We start from the raw sequence: 16,891 nt of genomic DNA, 5'->3' as shown, positions 1-16,891 counted from the left end.
GCATCGCGCGCGTCGGATGCGTCGGCGGCGATCAACCGGCCGTGCCGATGCGTGCCGTGCGCGTCCATGCCGCGCCACGCGAAACGCGTTTCCGTCGATGGAGCCGATTGAGCACGCATCACGCGATTTCCGTCGCTTCGTCGGCCTCGGCGATGCTCGTGATGCCTTCCCGCACGCGCGCGTAGGCGGCATCGCGCAAGGTCGGCATGCCTTCGGACTGAGCGAGCCGCGCGATTTCATGCGTCGCCGCGCGCGCGACGATCAGTTCGCGCAATGCATCAGACACCGGCATCAACTGATGCACGCTGATCCGCCCGCGATACCCGATGCCGTGACACGCCGGACATCCGCGCGGCTCGAACGGGCGAAAGCCGTCATCGAGCGCCAGCGCGGACGGCGCGCGGCACGCCTCGCACAGCTTGCACACCAGCCGCTGCGCCGTCACGAGCCGCAGCGCCGACGCGAGGTTGTACGGCGCGATGCCGATATCGATCAGCCGCGCGATGGCCGCGGGCGCGTCGTTCGTGTGCAACGTGGACAGCACGAGATGGCCGGTCTGCGCGGCTTTCACGGCGACGTCGGCGGTTTCCGCGTCGCGGATTTCGCCGACCATGATCACGTCCGGGTCCTGCCGCATGAAGGCGCGCAACGCCACCGCGAAGTTCAGCCCGGCTTTCTCGCGCACGCTGACCTGATTGATGCCGGCAAGCTGAATCTCGGCGGGATCTTCGACCGAACAGACATTGCGCGCGTTCGCGTTGAGCATCTGCAGAAAACAATAGAGCGACAGCGTCTTGCCGCTGCCGGTCGGCCCCGTCACGAGCACGAGGCCGTGCGGCGCGCGAATCGACGCCTCGACGATGCCGCTTTGCCGCGCATCCAGCCCGAGCGCCGCCAGCGACAGATCGGCCGGCAGCGCGTCCAGCCTGCGCAGCACGAGCTTTTCGCCGAACAGCGTCGGCAGCGAATTCACGCGATAGTCGCCGGTCTGCGCGCCCGGCAGCGTCAGGCGCAGACGCCCGTCCTGCGGCACGCGCCGCTCGGCGATATCCATGCGCGCCAGCACCTTGATCCGCGTGACGAACGCATCGCGCAGATGCACAGGCGGCCGGCGCAGCACATGCAACGCGCCATCCACACGCAAGCGGATGCGCCAGTCATGCTCGGACGGTTCGATGTGGATATCGGATGCGCCGCGCGCGGCGGCTTCGCGCAGCGTTTCCGTGAGCAGCGAGACGGCGGGCGCGTCGTCGCCGGATGCGGTGATGAAAGCGGGGGAATTCATGTGAAGGCCTGCGAAGTCGAGTTCGCTCGATCATCGCGTGGGCCGTCACATCTGACCATTCATCCGAATGGCATAGGCAAATTAACGCGCGGCGCGTTGCTGCACGCCTTCCGGCGGCCGGAAAATCTTCACGGTGCGGATCGCCTGATCGTCGCTGCGCATTACTTCGAAGTGCACGCCCGCGATCAGAATCGACACGTCGCCATCGGGAATGTCTTCGAGCGTTTCGAGGATCAGGCCGTTGAGCGTCTTCGGGCCATCGGTCGGCAATTGCAGATGCAGCCAGCGATTCAGTTCGCGCAGCGGCATGCTGCCCGCGACGATGCACTCGCCGTTCTCGTCCCAGCCGCCGCGCGAGCCCGCGCCGCGCGGAATCGTCGTGGTGAATTCGCCGATCAGCTCCTCGATGATGTCTTCCGGCGTCACCAGCCCTTGCAGTTCGCCGTACTCGTCGACGACCACGGCGATGCGCTGGCCGCTCTCCTGAAAGAACTGCAATTGCTGGAACACGGGCGTGCCGGCCGGCACGAAATACGGCTCGGCGAGCAGTTCGCGCAGCGTTTCGCGCTCCAGTTCCTGGCTATGCAGCGCCGACAGCGTCTTGCGCACATGCAGCACGCCCATCACGCGATCAATGTCGCCTTGATAGACGATCAGCTTATTGTGGTAGCAGGTTTCCAGTTGATGCAGGATCTGCTCGAACGGCGCATCGAAATCGAGCGCTTCGATTCGGCAGCGCGGAATCATCACGTCGTCGACGGTGATGTTTTCCAGATCGAACAGATTGAGCAGGATGCTGCGGTGCTTGGTCGGCATGAAACTGCCGGTTTCCAGCACGATGGTGCGCAGTTCTTCCGGCGAAATACGCTGATCGCGCTTGTTTTTCGTGTTGATGTGCAGCGCGGCCAGAATCGCGTTGGCAAACAGGTTCACGAACCAGATCAGCGGCCGGCCAATGCGCATCAGCGGCGCGAGCACGAGACTCGCGGGCAGCGCCACTTTTTCGGGATACGTCGCGCCGACGATCTTCGGCGCAATTTCCGCGAACACGATGATCAGAAACGCGATGACGCCGGTCGTGATCGACAGCACCAGATTGTTGTGCCCGAAAGTGCGCAGCGCGATCGATGTGGTGAGCACCGGGATGATCGTGTTGATCAGGTTATTGCCGATCAGAATGACGGACAGCAACTGATCGGTCTTGGCGAGCAGGCCCTGCGTCGTGCGGGCGCGCAGTGAGCCTTGGCTGGCGAGAAACTTCAGGCGATGGCGATTGAGCGCCATCATCGACGTTTCGGAGATGGAGAAGAAACCGGAAAGGAACAGCAGCAGAAAAATGGCGCAGATTTGCGCCCATAAAGGAAGGTTGTCCACGCGATTGATCGAGTAGTCGAAGTAGCGGAATGGGGCGGAGGGAGATGCAATGGACTATAGCAGACGGATTTTGATGTCTGCCGTTGCAAGGATCGCCTGATTGTTGCCGCGAAAGAAATGTTGCCGCAAAAGAAAAAACCCGCATGGCGAACCATGCGGGTTTTTCGAAATTCTGGTCGGGGTGAGAGGATTCGAACCTCCGGCCTCTACGTCCCGAACGTCTAAGTCAAAAGACGGTTTGACGGGGGTGTTGTCGCCATCGTAGTATTTGTTGGGACAAATTTGGGACAACGGTGGATGGGCACGATTACCAAGCGGGGCGATCTTCAGTGGCAGGCTAAGGTTCGGCGAAAGGGGTTTCCGCAGCAATCGCGCACCTTCATGTACAAGGAAGACGCGGAGAAATGGGTGCGGATAGTCGAGCGAGAGCTCGAAACCTCCGGGTTCGTCGACCGGCGGGAGGCGGAGAAAAACACGCTTGCGGAGGTGCTCCGGCGGTATCAGAAGGATGTTACCCCTCAAAAGAAGTCGTCGATGATCGAGTCCGTCAAGATCGACGTGCTGCTGCGCGACAAGGTGCTCGTGGAGCTGAAGATGTCCGCCGTCACGAGCGCCGCGTTGGCGAAGTGGCGCGATCGCCGACTCAAGGAAGTGACTGGTGCAACGGTCAACCGGGAAATCGACGTGCTTTCCACGGTGCTGAATCACGCGCGGCGCGAGTGGGGTATTTATGTCGAGAACCCTGTTCCGTATATCAAGCGGCCAGAAAAGGCGCGCTCGCGGGATCGACGGCTGTCCTCTGACGAAGAGCGCTACTTGATGGCCGCGCTAACGGGCGGTGAGCGACGGGAGGATGGAACCTTCAGCAAAGGCGCGCGGAACCCATGGCTGCTGCCGCTCGTCGAGCTTGCCCTCGAAACGGCAATGCGACGCGGCGAGCTGCTATCACTGCAATGGGAAAACGTCGATCCCGAGCGGCGCACCGCTTATCTGCCTGATACGAAAAATGGGGACGCGCGTACGGTGCCGCTTTCGACACGGGCGACCCGCATCTTGAAGGCGCTACCGTCGTATATCGCCGACAAAACTGGCGAACGTTCCGTCGGTCCCGTCTTTGCAACGGCCGCAATGGCGCTCCGGAAGGGGTTCACGCGGGCGATCGAGAGAGCACAGCAGCAATACGCAGCCGCGATTGCGAGGAAGCCGGAAAGAAGCCTCTTCCAGGGTTTCTCAGTGACTTGCATTTTCACGATACCCGCCATGAGGTGGCGTCGCGGCTGGCTGACAAGCTCTCCAATGTTCTTGAACTTTCAGCTGTGACAGGGCATCGCGATTTGCGGATGCTAAAGCGGTATTACCACCCACGCGCCGAGGATTTAGCGAAGAAACTGGACTAGCGACGTATCAGGGTCCTCTACCCGACACTGCGTATGGGGCGCAGCGAACATCATTGCATTTTTTGCCTGCCACGCGAGGATGCTCCGGCGCTGGTCGTGGCGATCGTCCATGAGCGCATGGACTTGATGGCGCGACTTGCTGACAGGCTGAAAGAGTACAGCTTGCGGAGATGTCTCTTCGCGCCGACAGCGGGCTTCTGCCCGCCCCTCTTTCCGCTGGCGCCGACCTGCTTCTCGTGCCGCAGCGTTGGTGAACAACGTCCATTCCGCCTCAAGGTCCGCATTCAACTTCGATGCCTCGGCTTCGAGGCATGCGCGGTGAATACGGTCGCATGCAGGCAGAAGCGAACGGCATCGCGCTGAGCGACCTGCGCCTAGGCCGACGATGCACGTTGGCAATGCGCGCAGCGGCTATCGCGGTCCAAGCATCCCGCGTGGCGTGCGCACGGGGAAGGAGATTGCCGAATGGGACGATTCCAACTCGTGATAGGTTGTGGACAACACACGTTTCGATTCGGGATAGCGTTCCGCGGTCATCGGGATAGCGTTCCGGCGTGTCGGGATAGCATTCCGATTTCTCGGGATAGCATTCCGATTTCTCGGGATAGCGTTCCGATTTCTCGGGATAGCGTTCCGCTGGCTATGCAAGAAGCCTTACTGGTAAAGGCTTTCCCGGGCGCCGCGGAGCCTCTACCTTTCTTCTACCTTTTTCTACCAGCGACGACCTGTGGACGAAAGGACGATTCACTCGTATATCGCCGACACTTGCAGGGAACGGTGGGTCATCGGTTCGTGTAACGCCGGGGTGCTCCGCCATCGTCGACTAGGACGAATAACGTCAAGTAGCCGACGGCGAAATGTCGAATCTTCGAGGAGGAATGAGGCAGCCGAAAATACCCATCTATGAAGCCCAAGACGGTTTCTAGGAGCCGGCGGAGGGGCGCAGCGGTTCTACGCTTTGACGTACCGGTCAGGAAACTTTGTTTCCGCGTTCGCCATTGTGGAGAACGGGGCGGGCGATGCCGGCGGCAAACCGCCACGCCGCAAAACCACGCCGAGGTTGTGCTATGGTTTTCGCTTCGGGCGCTAAGGCCCTATTCATTTAAATCAAAAAAAAGCGAGTGCCAGCGTGAAACTGAAAACGGTGCGGGTAACGAACTTTCGATCGGTTGAGGACAGCGGCAAGTTCAACGTGGGCGACATGACATGCCTCGTCGGAAAAAACGAAGCTGGGAAAACGGCGCTGATCACCGCCCTTTATGGTTTGAATCCTTACGGAGATTTCAGTTACGACAGGACGCGTGATTACCCGCGGCGCTTCGTCAGCGATTTTGACGAGCGCCACCCCAACGGCAAGTCACGGGTCGTCAAAACGGTGTGGACACTGGACGACGCCGAAGTCGGGGCGGTTGCCACCGCTTTCGGAGACGCAACCCTGACCAGCCGCGACTTCGGCATGGAACATGGAATTGGCTACAGCGGCGCCCTCTGGAGCGTGTCAATCGATGCACGAGCGGCGTTGGAGTTTCTCATGGGGAAACATCAACTTGATGCTACCGAACGAGCGATGCTTAAGGACGCGAAGAGCGCGAAGGAGGCGGTGACCGCTATCGCCGCCGTCGGTCAACAGTCGGAGCGGCTCCAAGCTCTCAACGCGGCGCTGGTCGCGCTTCGAGAGCAAAATTTCATCCACGCCGTCATCGACATCGTGGCTAAGGGGCTGCCTAGGTTCTTCCTGACCTCGCACTTCAACCGAATGTCGGGAGAGGTCTCCATCAACGCGCTCAATGCGGCCAAGGCAACGAACACACTCACGCCGTCCGACAGCATTTTTCTGGATTTTCTGGCCTACGCCGGTAGGTACGTCCGTTGAAGAGTTGGCGGCAGCGACAAAACTTGAAGACTTGAAAGCCAAGTGCGAAGGTGCATCAAACAAAATATCGGACGAAATTTTCGATTTCTGGACCCAAAACGATGCATTGTCCGTGAAGATCGACATCGTGGCAGGGCTCCCGGCCGACCCAGCTCCGTTCAATACCGGCAACGTCGCCAAGGCTTGGATTACCAACCAGCACCATCGCGCCAGCGTGCCATTGTCGGAACGTAGCGCGGGTTTCGTTTGGTTTTTTTCATTCCTCGCGCAGTTCAAACAACTGCAAAAGACCACCGGCAAGGCCGTCATTTTGCTAGACGAGCCCGGCTTGACATTGCACGGCAGGGCGCAAGCGGACCTGCTGCGCTACATTGAGGAGCGCCTGCTGCCAGACCATCAGGTGATTTTCACGACTCATTCGCCGTTCATGGTGCCGAGCGACCGCCTCGCGGACGTGCAGATCGTCGAAGACGTCGTGAAATACGACCATCGCCGTCGAGCCCAGGTGGAAGGGACGAAGGTTCGAGACGACGTGTTGATGGTCAGCAAGGACACGCTGTTCCCTCTGCAAGGCGCTTTAGGTTATGACCTGACGCAAAGCCTGTTCGTCGGGAAAAACACATTGCTGGTGGAAGGGCCATCCGACGTGCTTTATCTGCAAGCGTTGTCGTCGGGGTTGACGCAGCGCAAACGCACGGGGCTTGACCCACGCTGGACGCTTTGTCCGAGTGGCGGCGTCGACAAAATCGCCGCATTTGCCTCACTCTTCGGCGCGAACCGCCTGAACATGGCGGTGCTGTGCGACGTGGCGATGGACGAGAAATCCAAGATCGAGAAGTTGCGCAAGCATGCGCTTCTGCAAGCCGATCAAGTGTTCACGATCGCCGACTTCACCGGCCAAGATGAGAGCGACGTGGAGGATCTGTTCCCTCACGAAAAATACGCAGAACTCTTGAACGAAACTTTCGGCCTGAAAGCTGAGAACAAACTGACCGCAGAGCGTTTGCAGACTGCGGATCCCAAAACTCAACGCGTGGTCAAGCAAGCCGAAGCCGCATTCCGTGTTATGCCAAGCGAGGTCGAGGACTTTGATCACTTCGCCCCGGCCGGCTGGCTTATCCGCAACCCAGCATTCTTGGACGGAACAGACGCTAACATTGCGACCATGCTGGACCGTGCCGAAAACCTATTCAAGACGTTCAATGCTTTGCTTGGGGCTTGAGAGGTCATGATTTCGAGCCGCGTTTTGCTCGTCGTCTTTCACCTACAGGAAGCGAGGCATCTCAATCCATTGGCACGGCTCGCAGAGGCAGGCGCAGTAGATCGATAGTCAAAACCCGCACGCAAAGAGCATCGAGTAACCGTAACTGCACGTAGACGTGTTGCACCGCGTCAACAAGCGCGACTTCGCTGCAAGTCACCGGTGCTGACAGCCCATACGTCTAGCGCTATACTACGCTGTTGTGCGCGATTGTTCCCATTAACTCCGTGAGCGCACCTAAATGACCTCCAAGAAAATTCTCTATTCGTTCGCTGGTTCGCTTCCTGCCTCCCCTCAGGCAAAAAGGGAGGCGAGCCTCACTATGCAGAATCTGCTCAAACGCGCCGCAGGTGGAGCGGATGGTGGACGATTGACTATGGTTCAGTGGGAGGGGCTGAACTCCCGCATACCGGACGATCTGGAAGAAATAACAGAGGTGGACTGCGACGATGAGCAGTGACGGGGCGCTGAAACTGTCTGCTGGCGCTCTCGTCCTTATGCTATTTCCCGGATGAGCAGGCCCCGTTTAACCCCGGCCCCAAGTCTCGTCCGTCGCTAGTACTGCGGGTGTTCCAGAAGAAATCCGACCAATCCACCTGGGTCGAGGTCGCTTATGCGAGTACGCAGCGCACCACGACCAAGGGCGCAGTACTTGAGTCCTATGAATTCGAGGTGGACCCCAACAACAATCCCGCATCGAACCTGAACGAAGTCACGCGTTTTGATCTTGAGAGAAGGACAACCCTTCCCTGGAACGATTCGTGGTTCAAGGCGCCGGGCAACAGCCAGCGGCTGAGACCTTTCGGCAAGCTGGCCGAGGCAGACATTGCGCATGCGAAGGAGGTCGCAGCGAAGTTTCCGAGCAGACAACCCTCCTACCACGAAAAAGACAAGCTTGCAGCACAGAGCGCCCCGCCCCAAACATAACGGACACCGAGTTACCCTCTATGGTGCTGTCGGGGCCAGCGGCGAAACTACAAAGCGATTGAAGAGCGCCCTCGTCTGAGTTTTCAACGTCGCAAGAACTGCCTGTCCACCCAATGCAATTGCGGCAATCATTTGCGGGTATTCCGCCCCAGACGATACGACGTGCACAACTAGGTCATACTGTGCGATGCCAGTGGCATTAAAGAGGATATCAAGCTGAACTTGTTCGCCGGTTCGTGCGATGACGCGCCAGAGAAAGCGCGGCAAGCTAGCGGTCACCGATGCCGCAAGGTCAAGGCCGAGTGCCGGGTGTTCGTTCAGACCTCGCAGACGCCTTATAATCGTTGACGGTTGTGAGGTAGATATCCCACTCAGCGCGAGCCACAGTCGAAAAGAAGACTTGGCGCATCGGCTCCACCACCGCGTCGAGCTCAAGCACTGCGTCGTGTACCACGTTGAACGGTATCCGGATCTTGTGGTACAGCGGCACCAGAACGAAGTTGGGATCCGCGTGGATCACCCCCTCCCAAGACGTTCGCAATAGCTCCCGCTGCGGAACAGTACCAGCAGGTTCGGCCGGCATATTTGTCGTTTCCCAGACCATGCGGGCAAAAGGACCAACCTGGTCGTCGTGCCCGTACAACTTGTCGATTCGCGAAGCTCGCAACAAGAAGCCTGTCGAACCGGAAGGAATGGTCGCTTGGTTCCCAAGCGAAAAACCGGTCAGGGCAATCGCATGGCCGCCCATCGAACGCGCGTCGGGGGTGCCCAAATCGCTGTGCAGTTGGCAAGCGAGCAATGAAGGGATCTTGCCTCGCAGATAGGCGTATGTGACGCTGTTTAGCCCATACCGAGTCTCCGTCCCTACAGCGAACGGCTCAAGGCCCACGCGCTTGACGGCATGCGCCATCTGCGTCGCAGTCAGCCCGCTATTTGGAAAGGCCCGGGAGCTAGCCGCGACAAGATCTTCCGGCAGGTGATCGCCCGCCCAGTCTGTTATTTCGACGGGCGGCGGAATAACATGCTGAAATAGTTTCCCGGTACCTTGGAAGCAGGACCATAAAGCACTGGTTGCACACGCAGCGACGACTGTGTCCTGCTCTTGGTAGGCGAGCGTTTCAATCTCCAAGTCGATCCCAAAGAGGGAGACTGGATATTTTCTTAAAATCGGGAACCAACGACGCCCGCCATCGTCGGGATATGTCGAGAGGCAGGTGCGGCCTACAATTGTGATGTGGAGCGGCTTGACGACAATGAAGCCAAGATACGATTCTCGCAGCCCGGCTTCATCGAGCACTGCAGATGGCGATCGAACGAGAACGGCCTCGAATGCCGCATCATCGAACGCGTTGCGAAAAAAATGGAGTCGCTGTGTACGCCGCGAGTATTCCCGAAAGCAGCGGTCGTAGTACGCAGCATAGTCCTCCAGGTAGTCCCGGTCGACGTAGTCGCACTCAACCACGATCGTCGCTGCACCCAACTCCGCAAAGTACTCTTCAAAATAAACGCGGTGTCGCTTCTCGCGCACCGCGTCGATTGAAGTAGTTAGCATCGAACCATCAACGAAGCACTGAATAAGGTTGTCGACGGTATACGGGAAGACTTGGTACGCTGGCAAATGCCCCCCCGAGCCCGTCAAAGAGTGATCGGTTGGTGCAGATCCTCTCGACGTATTTCCCGCTCGGAATTCAGGGCTGCGATCGACTGGCACGCCGCCCGAGCGGCGTCACTCAGTGCCTGCTGGCCGACTTTCGAGTCCGCCCACTTAACCAAGTTGTCGTTCGGAATGTGCACACGCATGCCTTGATGAAAACGATCGCTCATGATAGCCCCTCGATCAAAGTAGAAAAGTAGAGGCGCGCAAAAGCGCACGATCATAACGCATAACTCACTTGGTCCGCAAGAGCTGCACGGTGCTACAGATTGTGCACTCAATCAACGGCATATTAATGAAAAACTTTAACGCCGTTGTTGCTGTTTTCCCGCAGTCAAGCGAACAAGTATGCTTCTTGGCGAACATAACAACGTTGCATCGCATCAATTAGGTAATTTCGGTCGCTGCTTGAGAATTTTCGAGTCATTTTCCACAAGCAGGTCAAGAAAATAGCAAGATTTGCCTAGTGACTGCTTTGCTCGTCGCGCCCCGCTTTTGCGTTCCGGTGATTCATAGAGCGGAGCAAAGCCGATGCCAGCGCCGCGTGGGCGAATTCATTGACGAGAGGAGGAACGGAGCTAGCACGAAGAGCAACTAGCAGGGCCGAAATTCTGCTGAAAGGCTCCGTCAGTTGAGACGGCACGCGCCGTTGACGATCCGTTGACAGTCCGCAGATGCGACAAGGGCCTAGCCGAAGCTAAGCCCTTGTTTTATTTGGTGCCGGCTGCAGGACTCGAACCCGCCACCTGATGATTTCAAATCATCTGCGGAATGGAGTCCATCGGAAATCTACCTCATTGCTGCCAAAACAGGCAATCGCGAGCTTGCCGGTGGATCGTCCGGCAAATTTCCGGTCGTCGTTGTTCAAAGTCGCCCGGCACGGACGATCTTGCTGTAGATCTCAATCGCTTTCTGAACGGCTGCATCATCATCGATTCGCAAGTCGTGGCGCTCGTGATTGAGTCGCCGTTGGAGTGCCAGTAATTCGTTTATCCGATCGGCATCAGGCTGCATTTTTTCCTGCTCGTTAGCAATGTCGCGCGAGGTAATCGCGATCACGTTGCCAATCGTCTCCAGTGCCGTCTCATAGTTCGCCAGTTGATCGTCAGTCCAGGTTCGCATGGTGTCCACTCGTTTCTCATCGATCGATAGGCCGTCGAGGCCAGTTCCAGCCTTCGCGCCAGTCGCTTTTGAAGGCGTGGCGTGAGCGCCATCGTCATTTCGTTTCAGTTGTCCTTCTCGGGGTATCTCACGAGGGTTTTAGTCCGGTCGTGTGTCTGATTGTCACAACACCTTTTCGTTTGCCGAATCATGTCTAAAAAGTGTTGTTAAGAGTAATTCGAAAACCCTCCTTGATACCGTATTCCCTGCTTGGGAAAGACCGCCCTTCCAAGCTACCTTCAAGCTTCCAAGAACGACAGCGTAACTTCGGTGACATGGTAGGGTTTGTGATGCCGCCAAATTGGCGCCATCACAACCGGCAGCGCACCAGTCGTTTCACTCCCCTATGCGCAGCCTACCGCGCCTGCTCAGGGCTTCGCCCCGAGACCCCGACTTCGAGAGAGATGGACGTGACGATGAGTACGAGCGAACAACGAAGAAGGACCGGCACGCTTCCACCAATACGGTGTTACGAGGACGAGGAAGCTTTGGTCCGCGGGAAGGCGCGCGATTGCGGCATGAGCGTCGGGCAATTCGTGCTCACGGCCGCGCTTGGTCGCCGCACGCGCACGAAGATCGAGGCGCACATTCTCAATGAACTTCGTAGGCTCGGTGGCTTGCAGAAGCACCTGTTCAATGAAGGCGGTGGAATGCTGTCGAAAGAATATGCTGCCATCCTCGTTGAGATTCGCGAGGCAATTTCACGGATCGGTGACTGAATATGCTGGCCAAAATTCCACCTCGACGAGAGGATTTGAAATCGAGTTTTACGGATTTGGTGGAGTACATCACCAATCGCGATGAAGATCAGAAGCATCTGAGCGACGAGGTCGATCCGAGCGACCCACACGATCGAGAAAAGCATCTCAAGATTCTTGCGCGTCCTAGAGAGCATCTTCGGCTGGCAGCGACCTACCTTCGACAGTCACCGCAAATTGACCGCGAATTCCAACAGAGGGCGCTCTCGCGGCGGGTCGATCTCTGTCTTGAAAAGGAGCCGATTCAGCCAGCACCTAGCCAAGCCGAAGCGGAAGCCCTCGCGGAACTCTGGTCCGGGCGACTCCTCGGTCAGGCCGAACGTCTCGTAACGCCAATGGGCGTAGCGTGCGAACACAATTGCCTGACATTGCTGTCCGCTGCTGCTGAGATGAAGGCGGTGGCAGCTCAGAATGCCCGGGTTAAGGACGCCGTATACCACGTCGTTCTGTCGTGGCCGGGGAATGAATCACCGACTGATGCGCAAGCGTTTGAATGCGGTGCGCACGCGCTTGGTGCTGTTGGCATGGCGAATCATCAGTACGTTTTTGCCGTGCATCGCGATACCGACAACACGCACCTGCACATCGCCGTAAATCGCGTGGATCCCGACACGTTCGCGGCAGTCTATCCTGAGCGCGACTACTTCAAGCTGGATCGCGCGATGCGAGAACTCGAGCTCAAATACAGCTGGCAGCACGACAATGGTCCGTACGCTGTGTTCGAGCGCAACGGCCAGGTCGTCATCGATTGGGCGAGCAAAGATCCCAGCACGAAGGGCAAGCGACCGACGCCGGCGGCCGACATGGAACGGCATGCCGATCAGGAGAGCCTGTTCAGCTACGCCCGCGGCGAGCCGCGCAAGGCGCTGCTGGCTGCGCTGAAAAACGACAAGCTTACGTGGCGGCAACTCCACAATCTTCTCGCGAAGCATGGTCTCGAACTGCGTGAGAAGGGGCAGAGTTTCGCGATCTACGACCTAAACTCAGGCGATACAACGCCGATTAAGGCCAGCGACATGCACGAGGCGCTGGGTAGAGCCAGGCTGGTCAAACGGCTCGGGCCGTTCGAGCCGTCCGCGTCGACGGCCAACGCCGTTCTGACCTACGACAAGGATCGGCCGCCAAAACGCGATCCGAAAATGCGGGAGGAACGGCGCCAGGAGCGTGCACAAGCTCGACGTGAGCTGCGTGCCCGGTACGGCGAGTACAAGAGCGCGTTCGTATATCGCCGACTCGACCCGGCTACTGTGCGACAGCGCTTCTCGGATATCCGCGAAGCTGGCCGTCAGAAGCGGCGTGAGATCCGAGAGACTGTCACGGACGCTGCCGCCCGCAACGTGCTGTACAGCGCAGCGTCGTCGCGTTCGAGACGCTGCGGGTGCGCGATCGACTGCGGAGCGAGATCCGCAGAGAGCGTCAGACGCTATATGCGGACCCAACGAATCGCAGGCTGTCATATCGCGAGTGGGTTGAGCGCCAGGCGGCTATCGGCCAGCTACGCGGCTTTGTCTACAGTGAGAAGCGACGGGCGCAAGAGCTAGTGCGAGCGCTGGCCAATGATGATGCCGACGGCGTCATCGACGTTGACGATGTCGATCCGGTTGCACGAAACGTCGCTGATGGACTGCATTTCCGCGTCCGCCGGGACGGAGCGGTTATCTATCGGTTGGACGACGGTCGTGATGCTTTCATTGATCTCGGCCGACGCATCGACGTACTTGCCAAAGGCGATGGCGACGACGCGTCAATCACGATTGCGCTGCGATTGGCCGCGGAGAAGTACGGGGGCGCATTCGAGCTCAGCGGCAGCGAAGAATTCAAGCGACGCGCGATTGACCTTATGGTCGAGCATCGAATTGACGTCCGGCTCCGAGACGCCGAGCAGGAAGCGTTGCGGCGCGCCAAAACTGTGGCCGCAGCGAAGCAACTGCCCCGGCAAACCACTCGCCGACCCAGAAAGCCATGAGCTGGGCAATGGGCCAACCCAAAATTGGGGTTGCATGGACTCGGGCGGCGTTTAGCTCTATAGTAGTCTCAGGTATTACCTTTTGCTACGGAGGCCGTGTCATGGTTACGGCAACATCCATCAAGCTTGATGATGAACTGAAAGGGCGGGTTCAGCACTTGGCCGAGGCTCGTCGGCGTACCCCGCATTGGATCATGCGTGAAGCTATTGAGCAGTACGTCGAGCGCGAGGAAAAGCGTGAGTCGTTGAACCAAGACACGCTCAAGGCATGGGATGAGTTTCAGGCGACTGGCGTGCACGCGACCGCTGCGGAAGTGGATAAATGGCTCGCGAGCTGGGGAACTGAAGACGAACTGCCTCCGCCAGAATGCCACAGGTAATCTTTGCGTCGGCGGCTATCCGGGATATGCAGCGACTGCGCGACTTCCTGCGGACGAAAAATCCTGACGCCGCGAGGCGGGCTGGCGAAGCGATTAGACAAGGCGTACAGGCTCTCGGTACTCACCCTCGAATGGGACGTCTCATAGAAGATCTACCCGAGCAGTATCGGGAGTGGCCCATCGATTTCGGGGATAGTGGTTACGTGGCCCGGTACCGCTTCGATGGCGATGCTGTCACGATCTTGGCTGTCCGACACCAGAAGGAAGCGGGGTATTGATCATGACCGACGAAGAGGCGAAGGCGCGGATCGACATGCTCCACGATGAGGCGGCGGCGGTTCTGGCCGAGCAAGGACTGTCGCCTCTGCAGGCTTACTGGTTGATCTTGGAGTGGGTCACAGTTCGACACGAGCCGACGCTGCAGTTGCTTGCCGATGCTGTGGCTTATGACCAGTGGTTTCGTGATCAGGTCCAAGAGGCTCTTGATAACCCCGATGAATCTGTATCTGACGATGATGCACGGGCCTTCTTTGCCAAAAAGCGAGCTGAATTGGTGGCTCGGATCAAAAAAGACAATGAGTAACGATTACACGTGCTGTGGTACGCCGCTGGTTTATGCCGGCGGGCTTGAACTGCAGCCCGACATACTCGCCGAGCTCGGCGAGCAGAAGAACTCAGGCCAGGAGGCCCCGCCGTCGACCTGACCGGATTAGGCGCCCCGCCCGTGTGTTGGCGCACGCGGACGGGACTTCCACAAACACCACCTATGTACGAGGTGATGGCATGGCAACTCAAAATCTTAGCCCGAATGCAATCCGGGATGAAATCGCGCGCCTTCAGTGGGCGAACTCCGTCATGCGCAGGGCCAACAAAGCGCTGGCGAAAGGCGACGGCGCAGCGCTGATCGACATGGGTTTTTCGCCAGAGCACGTCGAAGACCTGCAGAAGAATGGCGGCTTTCGGTCGACGTCGATCAGTAACAACACGCGGATGATCACCCATCTCAGATCGATTGGAAATCCGCATGGAGGCTGAAACCGCCCGGCTGCTGTCGATCGCGGCCGCCGCCGTGCTGACGTCGGCCGCCGTGGCTGGAGTCAACGCGAAATAGATTACAGGCTACAGATGGAGGAATTCGTATGTCGATCCCCCCGATTCCCATGGATTGCTTCTGGCGGGCGGATTCGTGGTCGATCCCAACAGGCGAGGAAATCCGACAGGTGATCGAAGTGAGTCAACTGTCTGCGGAAGGTGTGACGGCACTTCTCGGCTTAGCGGACAGCGGTCACGTGGAGAACTGGTTGGGCAATGTATCACCTATTCCGTATTCGGCGTGGGCGGTGCTATGTGCCAACGATGGATTTGGATCGATATGGAATTCTGGGCCAGCGCCGGAAGTGGCACTGGAAGACTACTTTCGGCCGCGTGAAAAGAAGGCGCGACGCATCTACGGGAATTTCGAAGTCACGGCGACCAGCGATCCTATCGCATGCGTAATCGAGGTTAACATGGCGCTTCTCAGCAACGCGCTGAAGGGCGACTCCATCTGGGCGGCTAATCCTTCTGAACGAAACAGGGAGACTTTCCGGCCGGATCGGTACGCTCGGGTCCATCAAGAATTTACTTTGGGTAAGGCCGTTTACATGCCGTACCTCTCTTTTGATCGCGGCCGGACTGAGATCACGGATGGCCGTCATCGGCTGTATGCGTTGATCGATCTTGGCTATACCCACTGCCCTGTCGTGGCGGATGCGGACCATGTCGCGGCCATAGCGACGTTGGTGCGGGATGAGCCGTAGTGGACTGTGTGTCGTACCGTCATCGCCTAGAGCGTTGACTGCACGACGCAACAGGCGATGTGATAGATGGCGGCGCTTGAGCAGCGCCGACAAGGATTGGCCCAGCGTGAAATCCTGCCGTTGCACGAGGTCCGCACAACCTTTATATGGAAAAATCGGGCCGACAGGCCCGGTGGGTTGATTTTCTTCAGCCGCTATGCGGCGTGCTCCAAGGCATAGCGAATACGAGCGCTGGTATCTTCGGCTCGAAGTCTGTTGATGCGGATCTGCATCGAAGGATTGGCAAAGTCGCGGAAGCTGAACGTGAATGCCGAATGGATCGCGTCGCCGGCGTCGCTAACTTCGGCGCTTTGAATGTAGGCGAGCGGCACGCATTTTGCGACGTTCTTCTCGCGATCAATGACAACCGCTTTGCCTGTCACCGAATCAAGGCCGACATATCGCGTGTTGAGGTAGTCGGCAAGCTCGACTTGTGGCCGGAAGCTCGGTGCAATCGACGCGATGAGCTTGCGCATGTCGCTGTCGCGCGATCGGCGCCATTTCGATAGCAATAGCAGACCGCCCGCGACCCAGGCGACAGATGCAACCATTGTCATAAGGGCCGCGCCTGAGTGCAGGAATCTGCCGGCCCATACCGAATACACGAATAAGGGGAGCGCGGCCAGCACGGATGTCGCGATATAGAACAGCTCGGATGCAAGTCTTAGCAGTCGCATTGCGTTCTCCTATTCTCTGATGCCATCAGGCTTGGATGAAGGATTTGTCCCACCCAGCGGGCGCTTGCTACCACCACCAGACGGACGAATATCGAATTTTGCCAGCATGGTGTTGAGCGCGGTTTTGGTCCTCTCGCTATGGTCGCCACCGATCATGGCTGGTGCGACGCCGCCCACCCAGTTGATGACCTTGTCGGGGACTAGGTCCTGTCTACATTTAAGAGCGGCCCGAAGGCAGACACGATGGAGACAAAGGTGAGGTAGCTGTGGGCGAGTTTGTCATATCGAGTGGCGACGCGACGAAAATGCTTGATACGCTTAAAGAAGCGTTCAACGAGAT

The 16,891-nt window shown here is 58.4% G+C and carries 21 protein-coding genes, 1 tRNA gene and 2 pseudogenes; 15 read left to right on the top strand and 9 right to left on the bottom strand.

Going from position 1 to position 16,891, the window contains the following annotated elements; all coding sequences use genetic code 11:
- Positions 1–118: 118 nt before the first annotated feature.
- Together BVER_RS18975 and BVER_RS18970 are read right to left on the bottom strand one after the other, a co-directional pair.
- Positions 119–1,285, bottom strand: coding sequence for a GspE/PulE family protein (locus BVER_RS18975; RefSeq protein ID WP_050454627.1), 1,167 nt, complete (start codon positions 1,283–1,285; stop codon positions 119–121).
- A gap of 81 nt (positions 1,286–1,366) precedes the next feature.
- A complete protein-coding gene (locus BVER_RS18970; RefSeq protein WP_050454626.1) occupies positions 1,367–2,659 on the bottom strand; it encodes an HlyC/CorC family transporter in 1,293 nt (430 codons plus the stop codon).
- Between the two features lie 297 nt (positions 2,660–2,956).
- On the opposite strand from BVER_RS18970, the pseudogene BVER_RS35700 reads away from it, so the two are divergent.
- The 7 genes and pseudogenes from BVER_RS35700 to BVER_RS18945 form a co-directional block, all read left to right on the top strand.
- A pseudogene (locus BVER_RS35700) lies at positions 2,957–3,676 on the top strand (tyrosine-type recombinase/integrase); the annotation flags it as partial.
- A gap of 221 nt (positions 3,677–3,897) precedes the next feature.
- Positions 3,898–4,056, top strand: coding sequence for a tyrosine-type recombinase/integrase (locus BVER_RS34195; protein ID WP_232316650.1), 159 nt, complete (start codon positions 3,898–3,900; stop codon positions 4,054–4,056).
- 33 nt (positions 4,057–4,089) lie between these two features.
- Complete coding sequence (locus tag BVER_RS34190; protein ID WP_232316649.1) at positions 4,090–4,419, top strand: hypothetical protein; 330 nt, start codon at positions 4,090–4,092, stop codon at positions 4,417–4,419.
- Between the two features lie 766 nt (positions 4,420–5,185).
- Positions 5,186–5,929: an AAA family ATPase gene (locus tag BVER_RS34185; RefSeq protein ID WP_232316648.1), complete on the top strand. Its 744-nt coding sequence runs from the start codon at positions 5,186–5,188 to the stop codon at positions 5,927–5,929.
- A complete protein-coding gene (locus tag BVER_RS18955) occupies positions 5,844–7,151 on the top strand; it encodes an ATP-dependent nuclease (protein WP_232316647.1) in 1,308 nt (435 codons plus the stop codon). The genes BVER_RS34185 and BVER_RS18955 overlap by 86 nt, the downstream gene beginning before the upstream one ends.
- 280 nt (positions 7,152–7,431) lie before the next feature.
- Complete coding sequence (locus BVER_RS18950) at positions 7,432–7,650, top strand: hypothetical protein (RefSeq protein WP_050454624.1); 219 nt, start codon at positions 7,432–7,434, stop codon at positions 7,648–7,650.
- A gap of 107 nt (positions 7,651–7,757) precedes the next feature.
- A complete protein-coding gene (locus BVER_RS18945; RefSeq protein WP_050454623.1) occupies positions 7,758–8,117 on the top strand; it encodes a hypothetical protein in 360 nt (119 codons plus the stop codon).
- A 292-nt stretch (positions 8,118–8,409) separates the two neighbouring features.
- Here the strand turns inward: BVER_RS18945 and BVER_RS18940 are convergent, their stop codons facing one another.
- From BVER_RS18940 to BVER_RS18935, 4 genes are all read right to left on the bottom strand, one after another.
- Entirely contained in the window at positions 8,410–9,669 is a 1,260-nt protein-coding gene (locus BVER_RS18940; protein WP_157056129.1) for a hypothetical protein, read from the bottom strand.
- Positions 9,670–9,752: 83 nt separating this feature from the next.
- Positions 9,753–9,941 carry a hypothetical protein gene (locus BVER_RS31720; protein WP_157056128.1) on the bottom strand — a complete coding sequence of 63 codons (189 nt, stop codon included), beginning with the start codon at positions 9,939–9,941 and terminating at the stop codon, positions 9,753–9,755.
- A 545-nt stretch (positions 9,942–10,486) separates the two neighbouring features.
- A tRNA-Ser gene (locus BVER_RS31715) sits at positions 10,487–10,585 on the bottom strand.
- Positions 10,586–10,635: 50 nt separating this feature from the next.
- Entirely contained in the window at positions 10,636–10,893 is a 258-nt protein-coding gene (locus tag BVER_RS18935; protein WP_050454630.1) for a hypothetical protein, read from the bottom strand.
- A 443-nt stretch (positions 10,894–11,336) separates the two neighbouring features.
- Here BVER_RS18935 and mobA point away from each other — a divergent pair, with 443 nt between their 5' ends.
- From mobA to BVER_RS32675, 8 genes are all read left to right on the top strand, one after another.
- Positions 11,337–11,651 carry a plasmid mobilization protein MobA gene (gene mobA, locus BVER_RS18930; protein WP_232316646.1) on the top strand — a complete coding sequence of 105 codons (315 nt, stop codon included), beginning with the start codon at positions 11,337–11,339 and terminating at the stop codon, positions 11,649–11,651.
- Between the two features lie 2 nt (positions 11,652–11,653).
- Positions 11,654–13,231, top strand: coding sequence for a TraI/MobA(P) family conjugative relaxase (gene traI, locus BVER_RS34180; RefSeq protein WP_232316645.1), 1,578 nt, complete (start codon positions 11,654–11,656; stop codon positions 13,229–13,231).
- A complete protein-coding gene (locus tag BVER_RS34175; protein WP_232316644.1) occupies positions 13,231–13,656 on the top strand; it encodes an LPD7 domain-containing protein in 426 nt (141 codons plus the stop codon). Before traI ends, BVER_RS34175 begins: the two co-directional genes overlap by 1 nt.
- 101 nt (positions 13,657–13,757) lie before the next feature.
- Positions 13,758–14,036, top strand: coding sequence for a CopG family ribbon-helix-helix protein (locus tag BVER_RS18920; protein ID WP_050454628.1), 279 nt, complete (start codon positions 13,758–13,760; stop codon positions 14,034–14,036).
- Positions 14,024–14,314, top strand: coding sequence for a type II toxin-antitoxin system RelE/ParE family toxin (locus tag BVER_RS18915; protein WP_050454621.1), 291 nt, complete (start codon positions 14,024–14,026; stop codon positions 14,312–14,314). The genes BVER_RS18920 and BVER_RS18915 overlap by 13 nt, the downstream gene beginning before the upstream one ends.
- A 2-nt stretch (positions 14,315–14,316) precedes the next feature.
- Complete coding sequence (locus BVER_RS18910; RefSeq protein ID WP_232316651.1) at positions 14,317–14,619, top strand: hypothetical protein; 303 nt, start codon at positions 14,317–14,319, stop codon at positions 14,617–14,619.
- A gap of 200 nt (positions 14,620–14,819) precedes the next feature.
- Positions 14,820–15,071, top strand: coding sequence for a hypothetical protein (locus BVER_RS18905; RefSeq protein ID WP_198155304.1), 252 nt, complete (start codon positions 14,820–14,822; stop codon positions 15,069–15,071).
- A gap of 104 nt (positions 15,072–15,175) precedes the next feature.
- Positions 15,176–15,835 (top strand): hypothetical protein, encoded by a 660-nt coding sequence (locus BVER_RS32675; RefSeq protein WP_198155303.1) that lies wholly within the window; start codon positions 15,176–15,178, stop codon positions 15,833–15,835.
- Positions 15,836–16,029: 194 nt separating this feature from the next.
- On the opposite strand, the gene BVER_RS18895 is transcribed toward BVER_RS32675, so the two are convergent.
- The 3 genes and pseudogenes from BVER_RS18895 to BVER_RS18890 form a co-directional block, all read right to left on the bottom strand.
- Positions 16,030–16,551, bottom strand: a complete 522-nt coding sequence (locus tag BVER_RS18895) for a hypothetical protein (RefSeq protein WP_050454617.1) — start codon at positions 16,549–16,551, stop codon at positions 16,030–16,032.
- A gap of 9 nt (positions 16,552–16,560) precedes the next feature.
- Entirely contained in the window at positions 16,561–16,707 is a 147-nt protein-coding gene (locus BVER_RS30360) for a hypothetical protein (protein WP_232316643.1), read from the bottom strand.
- A 44-nt stretch (positions 16,708–16,751) separates the two neighbouring features.
- Positions 16,752–16,891, bottom strand: a pseudogene (locus tag BVER_RS18890) (IS5/IS1182 family transposase); the annotation flags it as partial.

This window comes from Candidatus Burkholderia verschuerenii, from assembly GCF_001189365.1.
Lineage (GTDB): Bacteria > Pseudomonadota > Gammaproteobacteria > Burkholderiales > Burkholderiaceae > Caballeronia > Caballeronia verschuerenii.
Note: the sequence above shows the minus strand (reverse complement) of the source record. Positions and strands in the feature narration are given on the sequence as shown.